The sequence below is a fragment of the Streptomyces sp. NPDC043812 genome, from assembly GCF_056436245.1.
The window spans coordinates 17289-35505 of record NZ_JBWKCY010000035.1 but is presented as its reverse complement, the minus strand read 5'-3'; the positions used below and the strand labels follow the sequence as shown (position 1 = coordinate 35505).

13 protein-coding genes are annotated in these 18217 nt (G+C 70.9%); 9 read left to right on the top strand and 4 right to left on the bottom strand.

The features are described from left to right. The first annotated feature begins 266 nt into the window (after positions 1 to 266). Positions 267 to 446 (top strand): hypothetical protein, encoded by a 180-nt coding sequence (locus AC067Z_RS34500; protein ID WP_478793582.1) that lies wholly within the window; start codon positions 267 to 269, stop codon positions 444 to 446. Between the two features lie 61 nt (positions 447 to 507). Here AC067Z_RS34500 and AC067Z_RS34495 read toward each other — a convergent pair whose 3' ends face one another. Beyond that, positions 508 to 1338 carry a TetR/AcrR family transcriptional regulator gene (locus AC067Z_RS34495; protein ID WP_478793581.1) on the bottom strand — a complete coding sequence of 277 codons (831 nt, stop codon included), beginning with the start codon at positions 1336 to 1338 and terminating at the stop codon, positions 508 to 510. Positions 1339 to 1538: 200 nt separating this feature from the next. On the opposite strand from AC067Z_RS34495, the gene AC067Z_RS34490 reads away from it, so the two are divergent. The 3 genes from AC067Z_RS34490 to AC067Z_RS34480 all read left to right on the top strand — a co-directional run bounded on the left by AC067Z_RS34490 (position 1539) and on the right by AC067Z_RS34480 (position 6921). After that, on the top strand, positions 1539 to 4754 hold the full coding sequence (locus AC067Z_RS34490) for a bifunctional cytochrome P450/NADPH--P450 reductase (protein WP_478793580.1): 3216 nt from the start codon (positions 1539 to 1541) through the stop codon (positions 4752 to 4754). 134 nt (positions 4755 to 4888) lie between these two features. Next, positions 4889 to 5935, top strand: a complete 1047-nt coding sequence (locus AC067Z_RS34485) for a zinc-binding dehydrogenase (protein ID WP_478793579.1) — start codon at positions 4889 to 4891, stop codon at positions 5933 to 5935. Between the two features lie 266 nt (positions 5936 to 6201). Further along, positions 6202 to 6921 (top strand): TetR/AcrR family transcriptional regulator, encoded by a 720-nt coding sequence (locus AC067Z_RS34480; RefSeq protein ID WP_478793578.1) that lies wholly within the window; start codon positions 6202 to 6204, stop codon positions 6919 to 6921. A gap of 278 nt (positions 6922 to 7199) precedes the next feature. On the opposite strand, the gene AC067Z_RS34475 is transcribed toward AC067Z_RS34480, so the two are convergent. Beyond that, positions 7200 to 7856, bottom strand: a complete 657-nt coding sequence (locus tag AC067Z_RS34475) for a TetR/AcrR family transcriptional regulator (protein WP_478793577.1) — start codon at positions 7854 to 7856, stop codon at positions 7200 to 7202. 963 nt (positions 7857 to 8819) lie between these two features. Further along, complete coding sequence (locus AC067Z_RS34470) at positions 8820 to 10994, bottom strand: ATP-binding SpoIIE family protein phosphatase (protein ID WP_478793576.1); 2175 nt, start codon at positions 10992 to 10994, stop codon at positions 8820 to 8822. Between the two features lie 327 nt (positions 10995 to 11321). On the opposite strand from AC067Z_RS34470, the gene AC067Z_RS34465 reads away from it, so the two are divergent. Further along, on the top strand, positions 11322 to 11516 hold the full coding sequence (locus tag AC067Z_RS34465) for a hypothetical protein (protein WP_478793575.1): 195 nt from the start codon (positions 11322 to 11324) through the stop codon (positions 11514 to 11516). Positions 11517 to 11609: 93 nt separating this feature from the next. Here AC067Z_RS34465 and AC067Z_RS34460 read toward each other — a convergent pair whose 3' ends face one another. Then, positions 11610 to 12245 carry a TetR/AcrR family transcriptional regulator gene (locus tag AC067Z_RS34460; protein WP_478793574.1) on the bottom strand — a complete coding sequence of 212 codons (636 nt, stop codon included), beginning with the start codon at positions 12243 to 12245 and terminating at the stop codon, positions 11610 to 11612. Between the two features lie 137 nt (positions 12246 to 12382). Here AC067Z_RS34460 and AC067Z_RS34455 point away from each other — a divergent pair, with 137 nt between their 5' ends. From AC067Z_RS34455 to AC067Z_RS34440, 4 genes are read left to right on the top strand one after another with little or no spacing between them, the layout of a single operon-like run. Next, entirely contained in the window at positions 12383 to 13528 is a 1146-nt protein-coding gene (locus AC067Z_RS34455) for a VOC family protein (protein WP_478793573.1), read from the top strand. After that, positions 13525 to 14463, top strand: coding sequence for a fumarylacetoacetate hydrolase family protein (locus AC067Z_RS34450; RefSeq protein ID WP_478793572.1), 939 nt, complete (start codon positions 13525 to 13527; stop codon positions 14461 to 14463). Before AC067Z_RS34455 ends, AC067Z_RS34450 begins: the two co-directional genes overlap by 4 nt. Further along, entirely contained in the window at positions 14460 to 16094 is a 1635-nt protein-coding gene (gene mhpA / locus AC067Z_RS34445) for a bifunctional 3-(3-hydroxy-phenyl)propionate/3-hydroxycinnamic acid hydroxylase MhpA (protein WP_478793571.1), read from the top strand. Before AC067Z_RS34450 ends, mhpA begins: the two co-directional genes overlap by 4 nt. After that, positions 16091 to 18109, top strand: coding sequence for an acetoacetate--CoA ligase (locus AC067Z_RS34440; RefSeq protein WP_478793570.1), 2019 nt, complete (start codon positions 16091 to 16093; stop codon positions 18107 to 18109). The genes mhpA and AC067Z_RS34440 overlap by 4 nt, the downstream gene beginning before the upstream one ends. Positions 18110 to 18217 lie beyond the last annotated feature (108 nt).

Genomic DNA, 18217 nt, shown 5'->3' with positions numbered 1-18217 from the left:
CTTCACTCAGACACCTCAACCACCTCGCAGGCCTGCCGGTTACTGCATCATCCGAACGCCTGCGGCGGCGGCGCGGATCGTCCGACCGGGGGCGGTGCAGCCGGCCCTGCTCCACCAGCCGCCGCAAAGGTCACCCGTCAGCACGTGCTGCTCGGCTGGGCGGGGCCGGGGTGTGCGGTTCGTCGAGCGGCTTTCGGCTCGCGACGCCGGTCCCGTGCGCTGTTGCGTGGGGCTGCCTTCCGCCGGCATCCACCGGCGTCCCACTGGTGCTGCTCGCCTTTGCGCCGTCGGCCGTCCAGGACGACGCCATGGCCACCTATGAGCCCGGGCACGGCGATGACGACATCCGTACGCCGGCCGACCTGCGCCGCATGCTCGCAGAGGTACGGCGCGGTGATGACGCCTCAAGGCAGCCGTCGGCCGACTCCGGAGGGCTCGGTCCCTGAGCGACTCGCCAGACCATGGCACATGCGCGAACTGAGGCATCAGCAGGAACATCCGGTTGGCCTACGGCGGGCAGTCGGCCGGCCCCGGCCACCGTGAGGTGGGCACTGATTGCTGTCTGGGGGCAGAGATCGGCCGCCCGGCCGGTGCGGGGGTTGTTTCCCGCTGGGTTTTCCCTGCCGGTGCGCGTGCCTCTGCGTTGCAGCCCGGGCTCGCCTCGGGCGCAACGCCTCGGCGGACACCCTCGCCGTCACCAGCGGCGGCGAGCCGGCTCTCCAGGCCCGTGATGATCGTGTCGAGCACCAGACGGAACATGCGGTCCTCCTCGGGGCCTGTGTCCGGGGACCGGTCTTCGCCGGGAGCGGTGGCAGTGGGCTTGAGGTTCGACCACTGGTGGAGCGCGCCGGTGAGCTCGGCGATGAGGACTCCGATGACGACGGCGCACATGAGAGCGGCGACCTGCGGGATCTCTTCGGGCGGTACCCCTGGGGCTTCCAGTGTCGCGATGAGTGCTGCCCAGAACGGGTCTTCGGGCTGGATGAAGTCCGGCTGGCTGAACGAGTAGGCCATGAGGTTGGGGTGGCGGTGCGCCAGCGTCCGGAAATCTATGGCGAGCAGGCGGATGCGCTCCTGCCAGGGGGCGTCCTCCAGCATCACGGTACGGAACTGGGCGCCGACCATCCTTGCCACGCCGCGCAGCAGGGCGTCCTTGTTCGGCACGTGGTGGTACGGCGACATCGGGTTCGCATCGAGCGCGGTCGCGAGTTTGCGCATGGTGAGCGCCTCGACCCCGTCCGCGTCGATGAGTCGCAGGGCGGCGGCATAGATCCCGGCCTCGGTCAGAGGTACGTCTCTCCTCCTTGTTCCCCGCGGGGGACGCTTCACCTTTTTCATACGTCGTACGGTATCGGTTTTCGTGCGGCGTACGGACATGAACTCGACCACACGGTGACAAGGCGAACGCGTCCGCGGCGGGGGTTGCGTTCGACGTTCCGTACGGCGTATGGTTTTTTTCCGTACGGCGTATGTTTCTGTGATGCATCACGGCATCGACCGGCGCCCTTGCCCATCCCTCTCCGACAAAGGAGCAAGCCATGACCACGTCGAACAGCCTTCGCCCCATTCGGTCCCCGCGCGGGATCCCGCTGCTGGGTCACACGCCGCAGATCCCCAGCACCAACCCGGTGGAGTACTTCGGTGAGCTGGCCAAGCAGTTCCCCGAGGGCATCTACGGCATGGACATCGCCGGTATCGAGCAGGTCTTCGTCTATGACCCGGACCTGGTGGCCGAGGTCTGTGACGAGACGCGGTTCTTCAAGCAGATCGAGAAGACGCCGCTGGCTCATGTCCGGGACTTCGGGGGGGCGGGCCTGTTCACGGCTCACCAGCATGAAGAGGAATGGGGCATGGCGCACCGTGTCCTCATGCCGGCGTTCAGCCAGCGGGCCATGAAGGGCTACTACGGGCAGATGCTGGAGATCGCCCAGAACCTGGCGGGCAAGTGGGAGGCCAGGGAGGGTCAGTCGGTCAACATCACCGACGACTACACCCGGCTGACGCTGGACACCATCGCCCTGTCCGGGTTCGGTTACCGGTTCCAGTCCTTCGACAAGGAGGAGCTGCACCCCTTCCTCAACGCGCTGCTGGAGTCCCTGATCGAGTCGCTGCGGCGCTCGCAGGAGCTGCCGATGATGACCAAGCTCCGCAAGGCCGACGACAAGAAGTACCGCGCGAACATCCAGCAGATGCAGGACCTGGTCGAGAGCGTGATCAAGGAGCGCCGCGAGGGGAAGGGCACCGGCGAGGACGACCTGCTGGGCCTGATGCTCGAGGCCACCGACCCGGAGACCGGCAAGGTGCTGGACGACGACAACGTCCGTGACCAGGTGCTGACGTTCCTGATCGCCGGTCACGAGACCACCAGCGGCCTTCTGGCGTTCGCCACCTACTCGCTGATGCGCAACCCGCACGTCCTGGCCCAGGCCTACGCCGAGGTGGACCGGCTGCTGCCCGGCGACACAGTGCCGGACTACGACACGATCATGAAGCTGGACGTCATCCCGCGGATCCTGGAGGAGACCCTGCGCCTGTGGGCTCCCATCCCGGCATTCGGCAAGGCCCCGTCGCAGGACACCGTCATCGGCGGCCGGTACGAGCTGAAGAAGGGAACGCGGGTCAACATCCTCGAGGGCCCGCTGCACACCCACCCCAAGGCGTGGGACCGGCCCAACGAGTTCGACATCGACCGGTGGCTGCCGGAGAACCGGGCCAAGCAGCACCCGCACGCCTACAAGCCGTTCGGTAACGGCGTACGTGCCTGCATCGGCCGGCAGTTCGCGCTCACCGAGGCCCGTCTGGCCCTCGCGCTGGTGCTGCAGAAGTTCAAGTTCTCCGACACCACCGACTACAAGATGGACGCCAAGGAGGCGCTGACCCGCAAGCCCGGCAACTTCGAACTGGTCGTCCGTCGCCGTCAGGAGCACCAGCGCACCGTGTTCGGCGCAGTGGACCTGCATACCGACGACACGCGGGAGCAGGCTGCGGTCAGCGGTGTCGGGGTGAACCTGACTGTCGCCTACGGCTCCAGCCTGGGCTCCTGTGAGGACCTGGCGCGCACCATCGCCGACCGCGGTGAGCGCTCCGGCTTCGGCACCACGCTGACGAGCCTGGACGAGCTGGGTGACAATCTGCCCACCGAGGGTCTGCTCGTGGTGGTGGCCTCCAGCTACAACGGCAAGGCGCCGGACAACGCGCAGCGTTTCGACGAGCTGATCGCCGCCGGGCTTCCGGAGGGCTCGCTGAAGGACGTGCGGTTCGCGCTGCTGGGCGCCGGCAACACCCAGTGGGTGGCCACCTACCAGGGCTTCCCCAAGCGGATCGAGGCAGGCCTGCTGGCCGCCGGCGCCACCCCCTTCATCGAGCGCGGTGTCGCGGATGCCGCCGGTGACTTCGACGGCATGGCCTCCCGCTGGATGGACACCCTGTGGGCCACCCTGGCCGAGGAGTACGCCGCCGACACCTCCGAGGCGAGCGGCCCGCGCTACCAGGTCCAGCTGCTCACCGAGGCCGATGTCCGCCCGGCGATCGTCTCCGAGCAGGCCTACCCCCTCACGGTGGTCGCCAACGAGGAACTCGTGGCTGATGCGACCGGGTTGTGGGACTTCAGCCTCGAGCCGCCGCGCCCGTCCGCGAAGTCCATCACCATCGAACTGCCCGAGGGCGTCACCTACGACACCGGTAACCACCTGGCCGTCTTCGCCAAGAACGAGCCGGCCCTGGTCGACCGCGCCCTCGCCCGCCTCGGCGTGGAGCGTGACCAGGTCCTCCGCCTGGACCAGCCCGCCGGCGGCCGCACCCACCTGCCGGTCGGCACGCCGGTCACCGCGGGTCTGCTGCTCACCGAGTTCCTGGAGCTGCAGGATGTGGCCACCCGCAGCCAGGTGCGCATCCTGGCCGGGCACACCCAGTGCCCGTGGACCCGGCCGCAGCTGGAGGCGTACACGGCGGACACCGAGGATGCCGAGGAGCGCTACCAGGAGGAGATCCTCGGCAAGCGCGTCTCGGTGCTGGGCCTGCTGGAGCGCTTCCCCGCGGTCGAGCTGCCGCTGGCCGTCTTCCTGGAGATGATGGGGCCGATCCGCCCGCGCTTCTACTCCATCTCCTCGGCGCCGCTGGCCAACCCGCGCCACGTGCGCCTGACCGTCGGCCTGCTGGAGGGCCCGGCCCTGTCCGGTGACGGCCAGTACCGCGGTACCTGCTCCTCCTACATCGCAGGCCTGGAGCCGGGAGACGTCTTCTACGGCTACGTGCGTGTGCCGTCCCCGACCTTCGCCCCGCCGGCCGACCCGGCCACGCCGCTGATCCTCATCGGCCCCGGCACCGGCATCGCGCCGCTGCGCGGCTTCCTGGAGGAGCGCGCCTGGCAGCACGCGAACGGCACGCAGGCCGGCCTGTCGCAGGTCTTCGTCGGCTGCCGCCACCCGGAGCACGACTACTTCTACCGCCAGGAGATGCAGGACTGGGAGCAGGCCGGGATCGCTCAGGTCCACACCGCGTACTCCGCGGTGACCGGCCACCCGGCCCGGTTCGTGCAGAACGCCATCGCCAATGCCGCCGACACGGTGTGGCAGGCCGTCGAAGACGGCGCGTACATCTACGTCTGCGGTGACGGCCGCCGGATGGCGCCCGCCGTGCGCGAGGCCCTCGCCGCGATCTACCGCGAGCACACCGGCGGCGACGACGAGGCCGCTCAGCAGTGGCTCGCCCGCCTCGAGGCCGACGAGCGCTACCAGCAGGACGTCTTCGCCTGACCCCCCGGACGCCGGGAGGCGTGCGGCCGTCCTGTCACCCGCACGCCTCCCGGCCACCACAAGCCCACCGGACACCACACGGCACCCATCGGCCCGAACCGCCGGGAGTGCCGCTCGCAGAAAGCAGATCAACCATGGACACCATGCTCGCCGGACGCTTCCACCTGGACAGCAAGAAGTTCGTCGTGGAAGAGGTCCCCGTCCCCGTGCCCGGACCGGGTGAGGTCCTCATCGAGGTGAAGGCCGCCGGCGTCTGTCTCTCGGACGTCCACCTGATCGACGGCTCCCTCGTCCCGCTGTTCGCCACCTCCGACGTGGTCACCGTCGGCCACGAGGTCTCCGGTGTGATCCACACCCCCGGCCCTGACCTCAAGCGCGGCCTGACCGTCGGCACCCGCGTCACCCTGGAGGCCGGCAAGACCTGCGGCCGGTGCGCCGGCTGCGTGCGCCGCCGCCCCTGCACTCAGATGCTCACCGCCGGCATCGACTACGACGGCGGCTGGGCCCAGTACACCGTCGCCCGTGAGGACACCCTCATCCCCATCCCGGACAGCCTCCCCTTCGACCAGGCCGCAATCATCCCCGACGCGGTCTCCACCCCCTACGCCGCCGTCGTCGCCACCGCAGGCGTACGCCCCGCCCAGTCCGTCGGCGTCTGGGGCGTCGGCGGAGTCGGTGCCCACAACGTACGTCTCGCCCGCCTGGTCGGCGCCGCACCGATCATCGCCGTCGACCCGCTGCCCAGCGCCCGGGAACGCGCCCTGGCCTTCGGCGCGGACGTCGCACTCGACCCGGCCGCCCCCGACTTCGCCGAGCAGGTACGCACGGCCACTGCCGGACGAGGCCTCGATTTCGCGTTCGACTGCGCCGGCGTTCCCGCTGTCCGCGAGCAGGCCGCCTCCGTGCTCGGCCTGGGCGGCTCCCTGATCCTGGTCGGCATCACGCCCCGGCCCCTCACCATCACCGAAGGCCTGACGTTCAACTACATGCAGAAGCAGGTGCGCGGCCACTACGGCGGCTTCCCCGAGTCCGTCACCGAGCTCGTGCAGCTGACCGCAGCCGGCCGCCTCGACCTTGCCCCCTCCATCACCGGCCATGTCCCGCTCGCCGACGCGGCCGACGCCGTCCACCGGCTGGAGAACAAGATCGGCGACCCGATCCGTCTCATCCTCGTCCCCTGACACCTGTTCAGCGGGATATCAAAGCCACCTCGGGCAGGGGTGAGTGGGCGCCGGTGTTTGAGGGAGCACCGGCGCCCACGGCTTCCGGCATCTGCATGCCCGGCACGTGCTGACTGCGGGTCAGGTGAGGTCGGCCGCGGGTACGGCGCCGAGCCGACTCCTTCCGCCGCGGGCCGTGGAACCGCTGCCACCGGCTCGTAGCCGGGTACCGGACCCGTCGTCCTCCGTAGCGGCGCACACATGATCCTGAAGTGGAGAGGGGAGTCATGCAGACGACCGACGTTCCGGGCCGCCCTCCGCGGCGCAGTGATGCCCGCTCGAACCGCACACGTATTCTCGCGACCGCTCGGCAGACGCTGGGGGACAACCCCGACGCGAGTCTCGACACCCTCGCTCAGGCGGCCGGCGTCGCGCGGCGCACCCTCTACGGACACTTCTCCAGCCGGCCGGCGCTGATCGCCGCGTTGACGCAGGAAGCGGGCCGAGTGCTTCACCAGGCGTTCGCCGCGGCCCGTGTTCCAGGTGCCGGCCCGCTGGAGGCGATGGCGCGGATGGCCCTGGCGGCATGGGCGGTGGGTGACCGGTACCGCATGCTCATCTCCCTGGGGCGCCGCGATCCGGGAGAGGCGGCGATCCGAGCCACCCTGGCACCGGCGCGCGAAGAGGCCGTCGCGACCGTGCGTCGCGGTCAGGAGGAAGGCGTGTTCGCGGACCATGTTCCGGCGCCTGTCCTGGCCCGGGCGCTGGAAGCGCTGATGGGGGCCCTCGCCGAGGAGAACGCCGCGTCCACCTGGGCGGATCCCACGGGTGAGGCGGCGGCGACCGCGCTCCTCGTCGCCGCCGGCGTCACACCACAGGTGGCTGCGCTCCGCGTGCGGGACGTTGTGCATGAGTCCCAGGGGCATGCACGGCGTTCCGGCACCTGCGCGGCGTGCATGAACATGCCGACAGCGGACAACTGCCCGGTTGCTCCCCGGTGCGGCTGATCTCCTCGGCGTACGGGCCGGGACGGTGGGCGCAGGTGAGCACCTTCCCGGACTGTGGTCCTTCCCGGTCGCCGGGGCATCGGGCCGGCCCGGGGGCATCGGGCACCGGACAAGCGGCGGCATGCCCTGCGCCCGCGGCACGGTCGCGCCCGGGCCGGGTGACCGCCAGGGGCGGGAACGCCGCCCGCGTACGTCCGCCGCTGCGCCGCCTCAGCGCGCGGCAACCGAGGCGGCGGACAAGCGTGCATCAGCGGAGCCCACGGCAGCCGCTCGCTCCGTCACGGCTCCTTGCGGGCTCGTGCGATCTGGCTCTCCAGGCCGGCGATCGTGGCGTCCAGCGCATAGTTGAACATCGTGTCGACCACGTCCTTCGCGGGTGGGGACGCCGGTTCCCCGTCGGGGCCCGATGGTGCCGGAGGCAGGGTGGTCCACCGCTGGAGTGCTCCGGTCAGTTCGCTGAGCAACAGCCCCGTGAAGACCGCGCACAGGGAGGCAGCGACGCGCGGGATTGCGGAGGCCGGCAGTTCGGCGGCGGCCAGTGTGTCGGTGAGTCCCCGCCAGAAGGGGTCGTCCGGCTGGACGTAGTCGGCACGCGCGAAGGAGTACTCCATCAGCTTGGGGTGACGGTGTGCCAAGGCGCGGAAGTCCAGAGCCAGTTGGCGCATGCGGCCCTGCCAGGGAATGTCCTCCCGCTCCCCCTCGCGGAACTGCGAGCCGACGCGCGCGGCCACGCCGTGCAGCAGGGCGTCCTTGTTCGGGACGTGGTGGTACAGCGACATCGGATTCGCATCCAGCGCGGTCGCGAGTTTGCGCATGGTGAGCGCCTCGACCCCGTCGGCGTCGATGAGCTGCAGCGCCATGGCGTAGATGCCGTCCTTGGTGAGCGGGACATCCCTCTTCCTGGTCCCGCGGGGGGCCTTCCTTTGCTTTTCCATACGACGTACGGTACCATCGAGCAGTTCCGTACGCAGTACGGAAACGCGGAAATGCCGCTGCGGCGGCTCCCGCACCGAACGGCGCCCTTTACCCCTCCCTCTCTCCGCGCAAAGGAGCAAGCCCATGGCCACGGAGCCCGAGGCCGCCTCCGCCCCGCACGGTCACCGCGCGGCATTCCGATCCTCGGCCGCACGTCGCAGCATCCCGGCGTGCTCGTCCCCTGACGACTGCTGAGGAGCCGTCCTGAAGCCACCCCGGGCAGGGGTGAGTGGGCGCCGGTGGTCCCCGACACCGGCGCCCACGGCGTCAGACCCGGACGCGGCCTCCGTGAGTGGCCTGCGCAGACTGGCGGAGCAACTCGGCTCGGTCATTCCGGAGTACCGGGAAGCACGGTCACGACGGGAGTCGGGGTGTGTCTTCTGCCCGGCTCGAAGAGGCTGCGGATCCAGAGGGTCACTGCGCGGAAAGGGAGCCCGGCAAGGCGGCTTCGGGCGTTCTGCCGTGGCGGGTGGCGATGCCGGACAGTCCTTCATTGTGTTGACAGTCCGCTCTCGCTCGCTGGTGGTGCGATCGCGGTGGAGGCCGACATCGTGGGTGACCGGCCTGCGGCCCCGACTGCGCCTTCCTGCTTGGCGGCCTGGTCCTTGGACGCTTTCGACAGCACCGGCCGGCTCGCCGGCCTGGCACCAGCCCCGCGTGACTGCGGACGTGTCAGCGGGAACCTCCGCAGACCCCGCCGTTTCCGTCGCGTCCTGCTCGGCGCGATGTGTCGCGCGGCGCAGCCGAGCCTCAGGAACTGTCCGGCTCAAGGTCGAGCTCCGCGCGAACACGCCGAAGGCAGCGGGCACAAGCGCTGTGTGCAGTCACGCGTCACCGTTTGCCGGCCGTGCTGTCTGTGGCAGTGGATGTTCCCGGAGCGCACCGCCTGTCACGGCAGCGGCTGGACATCGGCTGGGATGCTTTCATGCGATCTCGGGAATCCCCTCCAAGTCCAGCGCGGCCGCTCCCGCGAAGAGCTCCGGTGCGTCCAGGGTGCACTCCGCCCAGACCGTCTTGCCGTGTCGGGCATGGCGTGTTCCCCAGTGTTCGGCGAATTGGGCGACGAGGAACAGGCCTCGCCCGCCCTCGTCGAAGACACGGGCCCGGCGCAGGTGCGGAGTCGTGCTGCCGGCGTCCGCGACCTCGCACAGGAGGGTGCGGTCGTGGATGAGTCGCAGCCGGATGGGGGGCCGGCCGTAGCGGATGGCGTTGGTGACCAGTTCGCTGACGACCAGTTCGGTGGTGAATTCGAGTTCCTCCAGTCCCCAGGTGGTCAGCTGCTGGGTGACGTTCGCTCTGGCGCCGGCGACCGCGGCAGGGTCGGCGTCCACGTCCCAGGTGGCGACCTGACGGTCCCCGAGGGTGTGAGTGCGGGCGAGGAGGAGTGCCACGTCGTCGTGCGGCCGGTCGGCGGGCAGCAGTGCCTGGAGGATGGTGTCGCAGGTTGCTTCCAGGGAGACGCAGGTCTGCGCGAGGGCGTGGGACAGCCGGGTGAGGCCCGCCTCGATGTCGTGGTCGAGGGCCTCGATCAGGCCGTCGGTGTAGAGGGCGATGAGGCTGCCTTCGGGCAGGTCGACCTCCGCCGTCTCGAACGGCAGGCCGCCCAGGCCGAGCGGTGGGCCGGCGGGCAGATCGAGGAAGTCGACGGTTCCGTCCCGGTTCACCACAGCGGGCAGCACATGCCCCGCGCGGGCGAGGGTGCAGCGGCTGGCGACGGGGTCGTATACGGCGTACAGGCAGGTCGCGCCGATGTCCCCGGCGGATTCGGTGTCCGCTTCGGCGGAGGCTTCGGAGGCCAGCCGGATGACGACGTCGTCGAGGTGGGTGAGAAGTTCGTCGGGTGGAAGGTCGATGTCGGCGAGGGTGCGCACGGCGGTCCGTAGCCGGCCCATGGTGGCGGCGGCGTGGATGCCGTGGCCGACCACGTCGCCCACCACGAGTGCGACCCGGGCGCCGGACAGCGGGATGACGTCGTACCAGTCGCCGCCGACACCGAGCTGGGCGGCAGCAGGCAGGTAGCGGGAGGCGACCTCCACGGCGGACTGCGCGGGCGTACTTTGAGGGAGCAGACTCCGCTGGAGGGTGAGGGCGGTGACGCGTGCGTGCGTGTAGTGGCGGGCGTTGTCGATGGCTGTCGCCGCCCTTGCCGCGATCTCCTGGATGAGCAGCAGATCCTCGTCCTCGTACGGGCCGGGCCTGCGGTGGCGGAAGAACTGAGCGACGCCCAGGGTGGTGCCGTGGGCGCACAGCGGTACCAGCAGCGTTGATCCGGACGGGCCGAGGGGGTGCTGTGAGGGCAGGCCGGTGACCAGGGCGCGAGCCGGTGGGGATCCGTCCGGGTAGCCGTGGAGCTGCTGCGGCGGGATCGACAGTTCCCGGTGGATCTCTTCCGGGCGGGTCGTCTCGGGGTGATCCTCCGTCACCGACCGCCGGGCGACCCGGCGGACCACGAGCGTGCCCTCCGCCATGGCGCCGTCTGCGGGAGCCGAGTCGAGGAGGTCTACGGCGACGGCGTCGGCGAAGTGCTCGGTGGCCAGGTCTGCCAGCTCCTGGGCGCTGCGGGCAATGTCCAGGGTCGTTCCGACTCGTGTGCTCGCCTCGTTCAGCACCGACAGCCGCCGCTGCACCCGGTGGTCCCGCTCCTCCTGGAAGGCCAGGACACCCGTCTCCGACGTGCGGTCCACGTACTCGGTCGCCAGCGCGAGCAGCCTGCGCGTCGCCGCGCTGATCAGCTCGGCGTCGCTGGTGAGCCGGGGCAGCTCTTCGAGCAGCCGGTCGAGGATGCGGCTCTGCGCGAGGCGGAAGGCGCGCAGCATCGCTGTGACCGGCTTGCTGCGCTGAGCCAGCCGGCGTGCGCGCTCCGCGTCGGCGGTCGGTGGTTCGATCTGCTTCGGCTCGATGCCGTGCTCGATGCCGAAGAGCAAGGCGGTGACGTGCTCGGCGACGTTCTGCTCCGTCATCCGTGCGATGTCCGGTTCGTCCCACAGTTCGGGGACCTCGCGCCGCAGGCATTGCTCTACGTCGTGGATCAGCTCGTCCGCTCGCGGGCTGAGTTCATGCGCGGCACGGGACAGAAGACTGTCCGCGGTGAGGTCCACACTGACGACGTTACGCCGTCCCGGCGGACCACGTAGCCTCGGCCGGCCGCATCCGGCCGAGGCTTCGCGGCGTCCGGGAGCAGCCCGGTCTCACGGGTGGTCGTGGTCGAGGACGGCATGGCCGCCGAGTCGTCTCCGGTTCCCGTCATCCCCTTCCCGTTGTTCGTTCCCGTCCGGCGGCGGTCGCCCGACGGCAGCGGGGTGGGTGCGGCTGTGCCTCCTGGTGTCCGCCCTGCGTGCACGCGAGGCCGGCAGCGACGTGCCGGTCGTGTCAGGGCGCGGGCTTGTTGCGGCCGGCCGCCCGCGCCGGGCCTGACCCTCAACTGCATGGGCAAGCAGGTCCGCGGCCCCTGCGGCGTCACCCCGGGGTCCGTCACCGGGCTGGTGCGGCCGGCCTCGGCGCGGCCGCCTCGACCCGGCACCTGCGTCACCGGCCGTATCCCGCTCGCCGACGTGGTCGAGGTCGTCCGCCGGCCGGGGAGTAAGAACGGCGGCCCGGTCCGCCTCGTCCTCGCCCCGTGACGACTGCCGAGGGGTCCTCCGGAAGTCGCCCCGGGCAGGGGGAGTGGGCGTCGGTGTGTTCCCGGCGCCGGCGCCCCACGGTCTACCCGGGGGTCAGGTGAGGCCGGGCAGGGGACGCCGGGTGACCTCGTGGGCCTCGTCCGAGGGGATGCCGAGCATGCGCAGGACCATCTCGGCCAGGTCCGAGGCGGCCTCGTCGCCGTCGAGGTCGGGGCGGGACAGCCTCAGTGCCACGAGGGCCAGCAGGGTCCCGCCCATGGCGGACAACGCCGTGGTCGGGTCGGTGCAGGCGAAGCGTCCCGAGGTGATGCCGCGCTCCAGGTCGCGCAGGGCTCTCGGGGCGAGTCCGCGTTCGGAGTGAATCTGGGCCAGGCCGCGATCACGCAGGATCCGCATGAGTTCCGGGTGTGAGTCGACCATCCGGGCGGTGAGCCGGAAGCCGGCCGCGACAAGCTCGGCCGGGTCCTCGATCCCCTCTGCGCGCTCGTCGATGACCTGGCCGAACTCCTCCAGCGCGTCCGTCACCGCGGCGTCGAACAGGTCCGTCTTCGACTCGAAGTGGTTGTAGAAGGAGCCGAAACCGACGTCGGCGCGGTCGGCGATCGTCTGGATGCTGGCGCTGGTGTCCCCGGTCTCCGCGAGGATCTGCCGGGCCGCGCGGACGAGTGCCTGGCGGGTCTCGGCGCGGCGCCGCTCGAAGCGGTTCTTTGGCGGGGCTGACGTCGGCATACGGGGAGTGTAACAACCGTCGCGATGAGTCTGCCATAAGTGATGAGATCATCAATTATTTGACTCCACCCTATTGACGATGAGTAACGCCAAAGTTGATGATTCCCTCATTACAGCAGTGTTGCTTGGAGGACACCATGTCCCACACCCCCGTTAACAGGGCCGCTCCCCAAACGCCCCACCAAGACCTCCACAGTGAGCAGGGCGCCCTGCGTGGAGAGCACCCCGGACGTTCCCGGAATCCCGTGATCAAGGTGGCTGATCTGGCCTGGCTGGAGTTCGAGAAGCCGGACCTGGACAGGGCCGAGGTCTTCGCGCGTGACTTCGGTTTCGCGGTCGCCGCCCGCACCGAGCACGAGCTGTGGCTGCGGGGCACGTTCGCCGGCTCGCCGTGCATGGTGATCCGCATGGGGCCTGCGTCCCGCTTCATCGGCCCGGCGTTCCGCGCGGCCGAACGGGCCGACCTGGACCGGCTGGCCCGCACCACCGGCAGTACCGTCCGGGACATCGGCGTGCCGGGCGGTGGGCAGTCGGTCGCGCTGCTCGATCCCTCGGGCCTGCCGGTGCGGGTCGTGCACTGCGCCGAGCAGCTGCCCGCGCTGCCAGAGCAGCGCCCGCTGGTCCTCAACTTCGGTACCGATCACCGTCGAACGAACGCCACCCAGCGCCCGCCCCGTGAGCCGTCCCGTATCCAGCGGCTGGGCCATGTGGTGCTGGAGACACCCGTGTTCGCCCGCACCCTGGACTGGTACCTGGACACCCTCGGGATGATCGTGTCCGACTTCCTGTTCCTGGACGGGCAGCGCGGGCGCGGGCCGACGATGGCGTTCATCCGGTGCGACCAGGGCAGCTCGGCTGTGGATCACCACACGCTGGCCCTGCACCTGGGACCCGGAACCGGCTACGCCCACTCCGCCTACCAGGTCACCGACCTCGACGCGATCGGCGCCGGCGGGGAGTACCTGGCCGAGCGCGGCTACAAGCGCAGTTGGGGGATCGGCCGGCACATCCAGGGCAGCCAGCTGTTCGACTACTGGCGCGACCCCGACCACTTCATGCTGGAGCACTTCGCCGACGGCGACCTCTTCTCCTGCGACCTGGAGCCCGGCTGGGCGCCGATGTCGGCGAGCGGCCTGGCCCAGTGGGGCCCGCCGGTCACCCGCGACTTCCTGGGCACCAGCCCGTCCCCCGCCAAGCTGCGCGAGGTCATGACGGCCCTGCGCGGCGACAACGAACTCGACCCCGCACGCCTGCTGGGCCTGATGAAAGCGATGAGCTCATGAGTACCAACGTTCTGCGCACCACCGACGGCTGGTGGGTCGTCCGGGACGAGCGCGCCGTCCGCGTCGAGACCAAGGCGGTCACCACCGCCGAGCTGCTCGCCGACCGGGACGCGGTCCGCGAGGCCGCCGCCTCCGCCGGGAGCGGCACGCCCGTCGCCGACCTGGTGGCGCTGCCTCCGGTCACCACCCCCTGCCGGGTGGTCGCCCAGATGGTCAACTACCGCAGTCACGCCAAGGATTCGGGCTTCTCCGGCGACATCCCGGCCACCTTCTTCCGCAAGGCGTCCGGCTCGGTCAGCGGACCGCACGAGAAGATCGTCCGCCCCGCGCACGTGAAGTTCCTCGATTACGAGGTGGAACTCGGCCTCGTCATGGGCGCGGCCCTGCCCGTGGGCACCGTCGTCGAGGAGCAGGACCTGCCGCGCTACGTCGCCGGCCTTGTCCTGACCAACGACGTCAGCGCCCGCGACGTCCAGCTGACCAAGACCCAGTTCTACGAGAGCAAGTCCTATCCGACCTTCACGCCGACGGGGCCGTACCTGGCCCTGCTGGAACCGGAGGACTTCGCCCACCTGCTCAACCTGCGGCTGCGGCTGTCGGTCAACGGCGTACCGCGCCAGGACCGCACGCTCGCCGACATGATCGTCCGCCCGGCCGAGGCGCTGACCGTGCTGGCCCGTTTCCAGACCCTCGACCCGGGCGACCTGCTGCTGACCGGTACTCCCGGCGGCACGGCCCTGAAGGCCCCGCCCAAGCCGATCGCGAAGATCAGTGCGCTGCTGCCGCCCGCGGTGAGGTGGAAGGCGTTCTTCAAGAGCCAGGCCAAGAACCCCCTTTACCTGCGGGACGGTGACCTCATCACCGCCACGATCGCCACCGGGGACGGGCGGATCGACCTCGGCGAGCAGCGGACCTCTGTGACGGGTGCCCCATGAGTGCCGCATCCCGGACACCGGTGGTGATCATCGGTGCGGGACCCGTCGGGGTCACGGCCGCCCTCCTGCTCGCCCGGCGCGGAGTGCACAGCGTCGTCATGGAACGCCACCAGGACGTCTACCCCTTGCCGCGCGCGGTCGTCGTGGACGACGAGATCCGCCGGATCCTGCAGAGTGTGGGCGTCCACGAGGAGTTCGCCGCCCTCGCCCGCCCGGCACGCGGGCTGCGGCTGCTGGACGCCCGGCACCGCGTGATCGCCGAGTTCGCGCGGTCCCCGCACGGACGTCACGGCTTCCCGCAGACCAGCATGTTCGACCAGCCCGAGCTGGAACGCCTGCTGCGCGACGCCCTGGCGAACCGCCCCGAGTGCGAGCTGCGGGGCGGGGTGGAGGTCGTGTCCGTCACCCAGGACACCAACGGACCCGACGATTCGGCTGGTCCGGTCCGGGTCACCTTCCGCCGCGACGGCAGCGACGAGGAGGAGCACCTGTGGGCCGATGCCGTCCTCGGCTGCGACGGCGCGGGCAGCATCACCCGCGACGCCATCGGCGCCGCCTGGGAGGACCTGCACTTTCAGGAGAGCTGGCGGGTCATCGACGTGCGCACCAGCCGCCGGGTGCGCACCTGGGAAGGCGCCGAGCAGATCTGCTGCCCCACCCGGCCTGCCACGTTCATGCGCGTCGGCGACGACCGCTACCGCTGGGAGTTCCGGCTGCCCGACGATCAGCCCCTGGACGGCCCGGACGGATGGGAGCGCCTGCGCGAGCTGGTCGCCCCCTGGGCGGACCTGCCGTCCGATCCCTCCCTGGGCGACGACTTCGAGGTGATCCGGCAGGCGCAGTACACCTTCCGCGCCCGCCTCGCCGACCGGTGGCGCCAGGGACGCGTCTTCCTGCTGGGCGATGCTGCCCACCTCACCCCGCCCTTCATCGGGCAGGGTCTTTGCGCAGGCATGCGCGACGCCCGCAACCTCACCTGGAAACTTGCTCGCGTCCTCCAACAGGGCGCGGACGAGGGGCTGCTGGACACCTACGAACGTGAGCGCAAGCCACACGCCCGCCACGTGATCCGCCTCGCGGTCGCCGTCGGCTGGGCCATGACCGGCGGACAGGACCGCGGCGCGGCGGTCCGCCGGGCTGTCGTGGGCGCGGCCTGCCGTCTTCCCGGCGTGACCGCGGCGGTGAGCCGTGACCTCAGCCCCGCCCTGACCGCCGGCCCGCTGGTACGGCGCCGCCCCAGGCTGACCGGCCGCGTGCTGGCCGGCACCTTCTGCCCGCAGCCCTGGGTGCTGCACGACGGCAGGCGAGTGCGCCTCGACGACGTCCTCGGGGACTCCTTCGCCGTCCTGACCGCTGTGCCGCCCACTGCGCAGATGACGGCCGTGGCCACGGCACTGGGCGCACGCACCGTCCGCGTCGACGATCTGGGCGACGACGGCACCCTGGCCGCCTGGCTGGCACGCGGCCGGGCCGACGCCGTCCTGCTGCGCCCCGACCGCGTCGTGATGGACACCGTCCCCGCCGGCACCGGCGACTTCACGGACACCGCCGCCTGGGCCCCCCTGCTGCACACGGCCCGCCGTCCCGCCGATGTCCGGCACGTCCCTCTGCCGAGGAGCACCACACCATGAGCACCCCGCACCCCACGCCGTATCCGCAGCCCTTCTTCACCCCCGGCCCGGAGACGGCCACCCGCAGCCGCATCGCGGACTTCGCCCGATGGGCGGCCCTGCACCAGGGCGCCGACGGCGTTTGCGACCCCACCGACTACCAAGCCCTGTACCGCTGGTCCGTCACCGACCTGGAAGGGTTCTGGGGCGCTGTCTGGGAGTACTTCGGCATCGAGGCGGCGACACCGTACGAGCGGGTGCTGGCCGAGGAGACCATGCCCGGCGCCCGCTGGTTCCCCGGCGCCACCCTCAACTACGCCCACCACGCGCTGCGCAACCTGCAGCCGGACGCTCCCGCGATCACCGCGCTGGACGAGACCGGAGCCGGTTACGAGATCACGGGCCAGCAGCTGCGTGCCCGGGTCGCCTCCGTCGCAGCCACCCTGCGCGACCTGGGCGTCGGACAGGGCGACCGGGTGGTGGGTTACCTGCCCAACACCCCCCACGCCGTCATCGCCTTCCTCGCCACCGTCAGCCTGGGGGCGGTGTGGTCGGTGTGCGGCCAGGACTACGTACCCAAGGCCGCCGCCGACCGCTTCGCCCAGCTCGAACCGACGGTGCTCATCACGGCGGACGGCTACCGCTTCAACGGCACCGCGCACGACCGCCGTGCCGCCTCGCTCGAACTGGCCGCCGCCCTGCCGACGCTGAAGGCCACGGTGCTCGTGGACCACCTGGGGCTTGCCTGGCCCGAGGTGGGGGACTCGGGGCTGACGGTTCCCTGGGAGGACGCGGCCACCCGCACCGAGTACCTCACCATCGTCCCGGTGCCGTTCGACCACCCTTTGTGGGTCGTCTTCTCCTCCGGCACCACCGGCCTGCCCAAGGGCATCGTCCACGGGCACGGCGGGGTCCTGCTCGAACACCTCAAGATGCTCGGCCTGCAGAGTGATCTGGGCGCCGGGGACCGCCTGCTGTGGTACACCACCACCCACTGGATGATGTGGAACCTGGTCGTCTCCACCCTGCTGACCGGCGCGACCACCTGTACGTATGACGGCAGCCCGGCGCCGCTTGCGCGTCCGGACGTCATGTGGGAGCTGGCGGCCCGTCACAGGGTCACCGTCTTCGGCACCAGTCCTCAGTACCTGCTGGCCATGGCCAAGCTGGGCATCGAACCTGCCGTGCACGACCTGTCGGCCGTCCGCGTCGTCGGCTGCACCGGCTCCGCTCTGCCCGCCTCCGCCTACCCCTGGGTCCGTGACCATGTGGGGGCCGGCGTCCAGCTGGCCTCCACCAGCGGTGGCACGGACGTCGTCTCCGGCTTCGCCGGCAGCGCCTCCACGACCCCCGTCTGGGCGGGGGAGCTGTCCGCCCCCGGCCTGGGCGTGGCGCTGGCCGCCTACGACGCCACGGGCACCCCCGTCCTCGATCAGGTAGGCGAACTGGTCGTCACCCGGCCCATGCCGTCGATGCCGCTGTACTTCTGGAACGACCCCGACGGCAGCCGCTACCGCGACGCCTACTTCGGCGCCTATCCCGGCGTGTGGCGGCACGGCGACTGGATCACCCTCACCTCCCACGGCTCGGTGATCGTCCACGGCCGCTCCGACGCCACCCTCAACCGCAACGGCGTACGCCTGGGCAGTGCCGACATCCACGACATCGTCGAACACCTCCCCGAAATCACCGAGGCCCTCGTCATCGGCGCGGAGGAACCCGGCGGCGGCTACTGGATGCCGCTGTTCGTCGTCCCCGCGCCCGGCGTCACCCTCGACGACGCCCTGCGCGACCGGATCCGCGACGCGATCCGCGCCGGCGCCTCACCCCGCCACGTCCCCGACGAGATCCTCGCCGTACCGGCCCTCCCGCACACGAAGACCGGCAAGAAGCTCGAGGTCCCCGTCAAGCGCCTGCTCCAGGGCGCCCCCGCCGAGGAGGTCCTGAACCCCGCGGCGGTCGACAACCCCGCCCTGATCGCCTACTTCGCCCGCCTGGGCGCGGAGCGGAACAAGCGGCCAGCACACCACACATGATGTCGGCCAGGGAACCACAGGCCCACGTGGCAGCACCGGGTCCTTGTGCCCCGCCCGGCTCCGCACACCCCGTCCCCACCGTGTGGTGCTGGGGCGGTCAACCCGCCC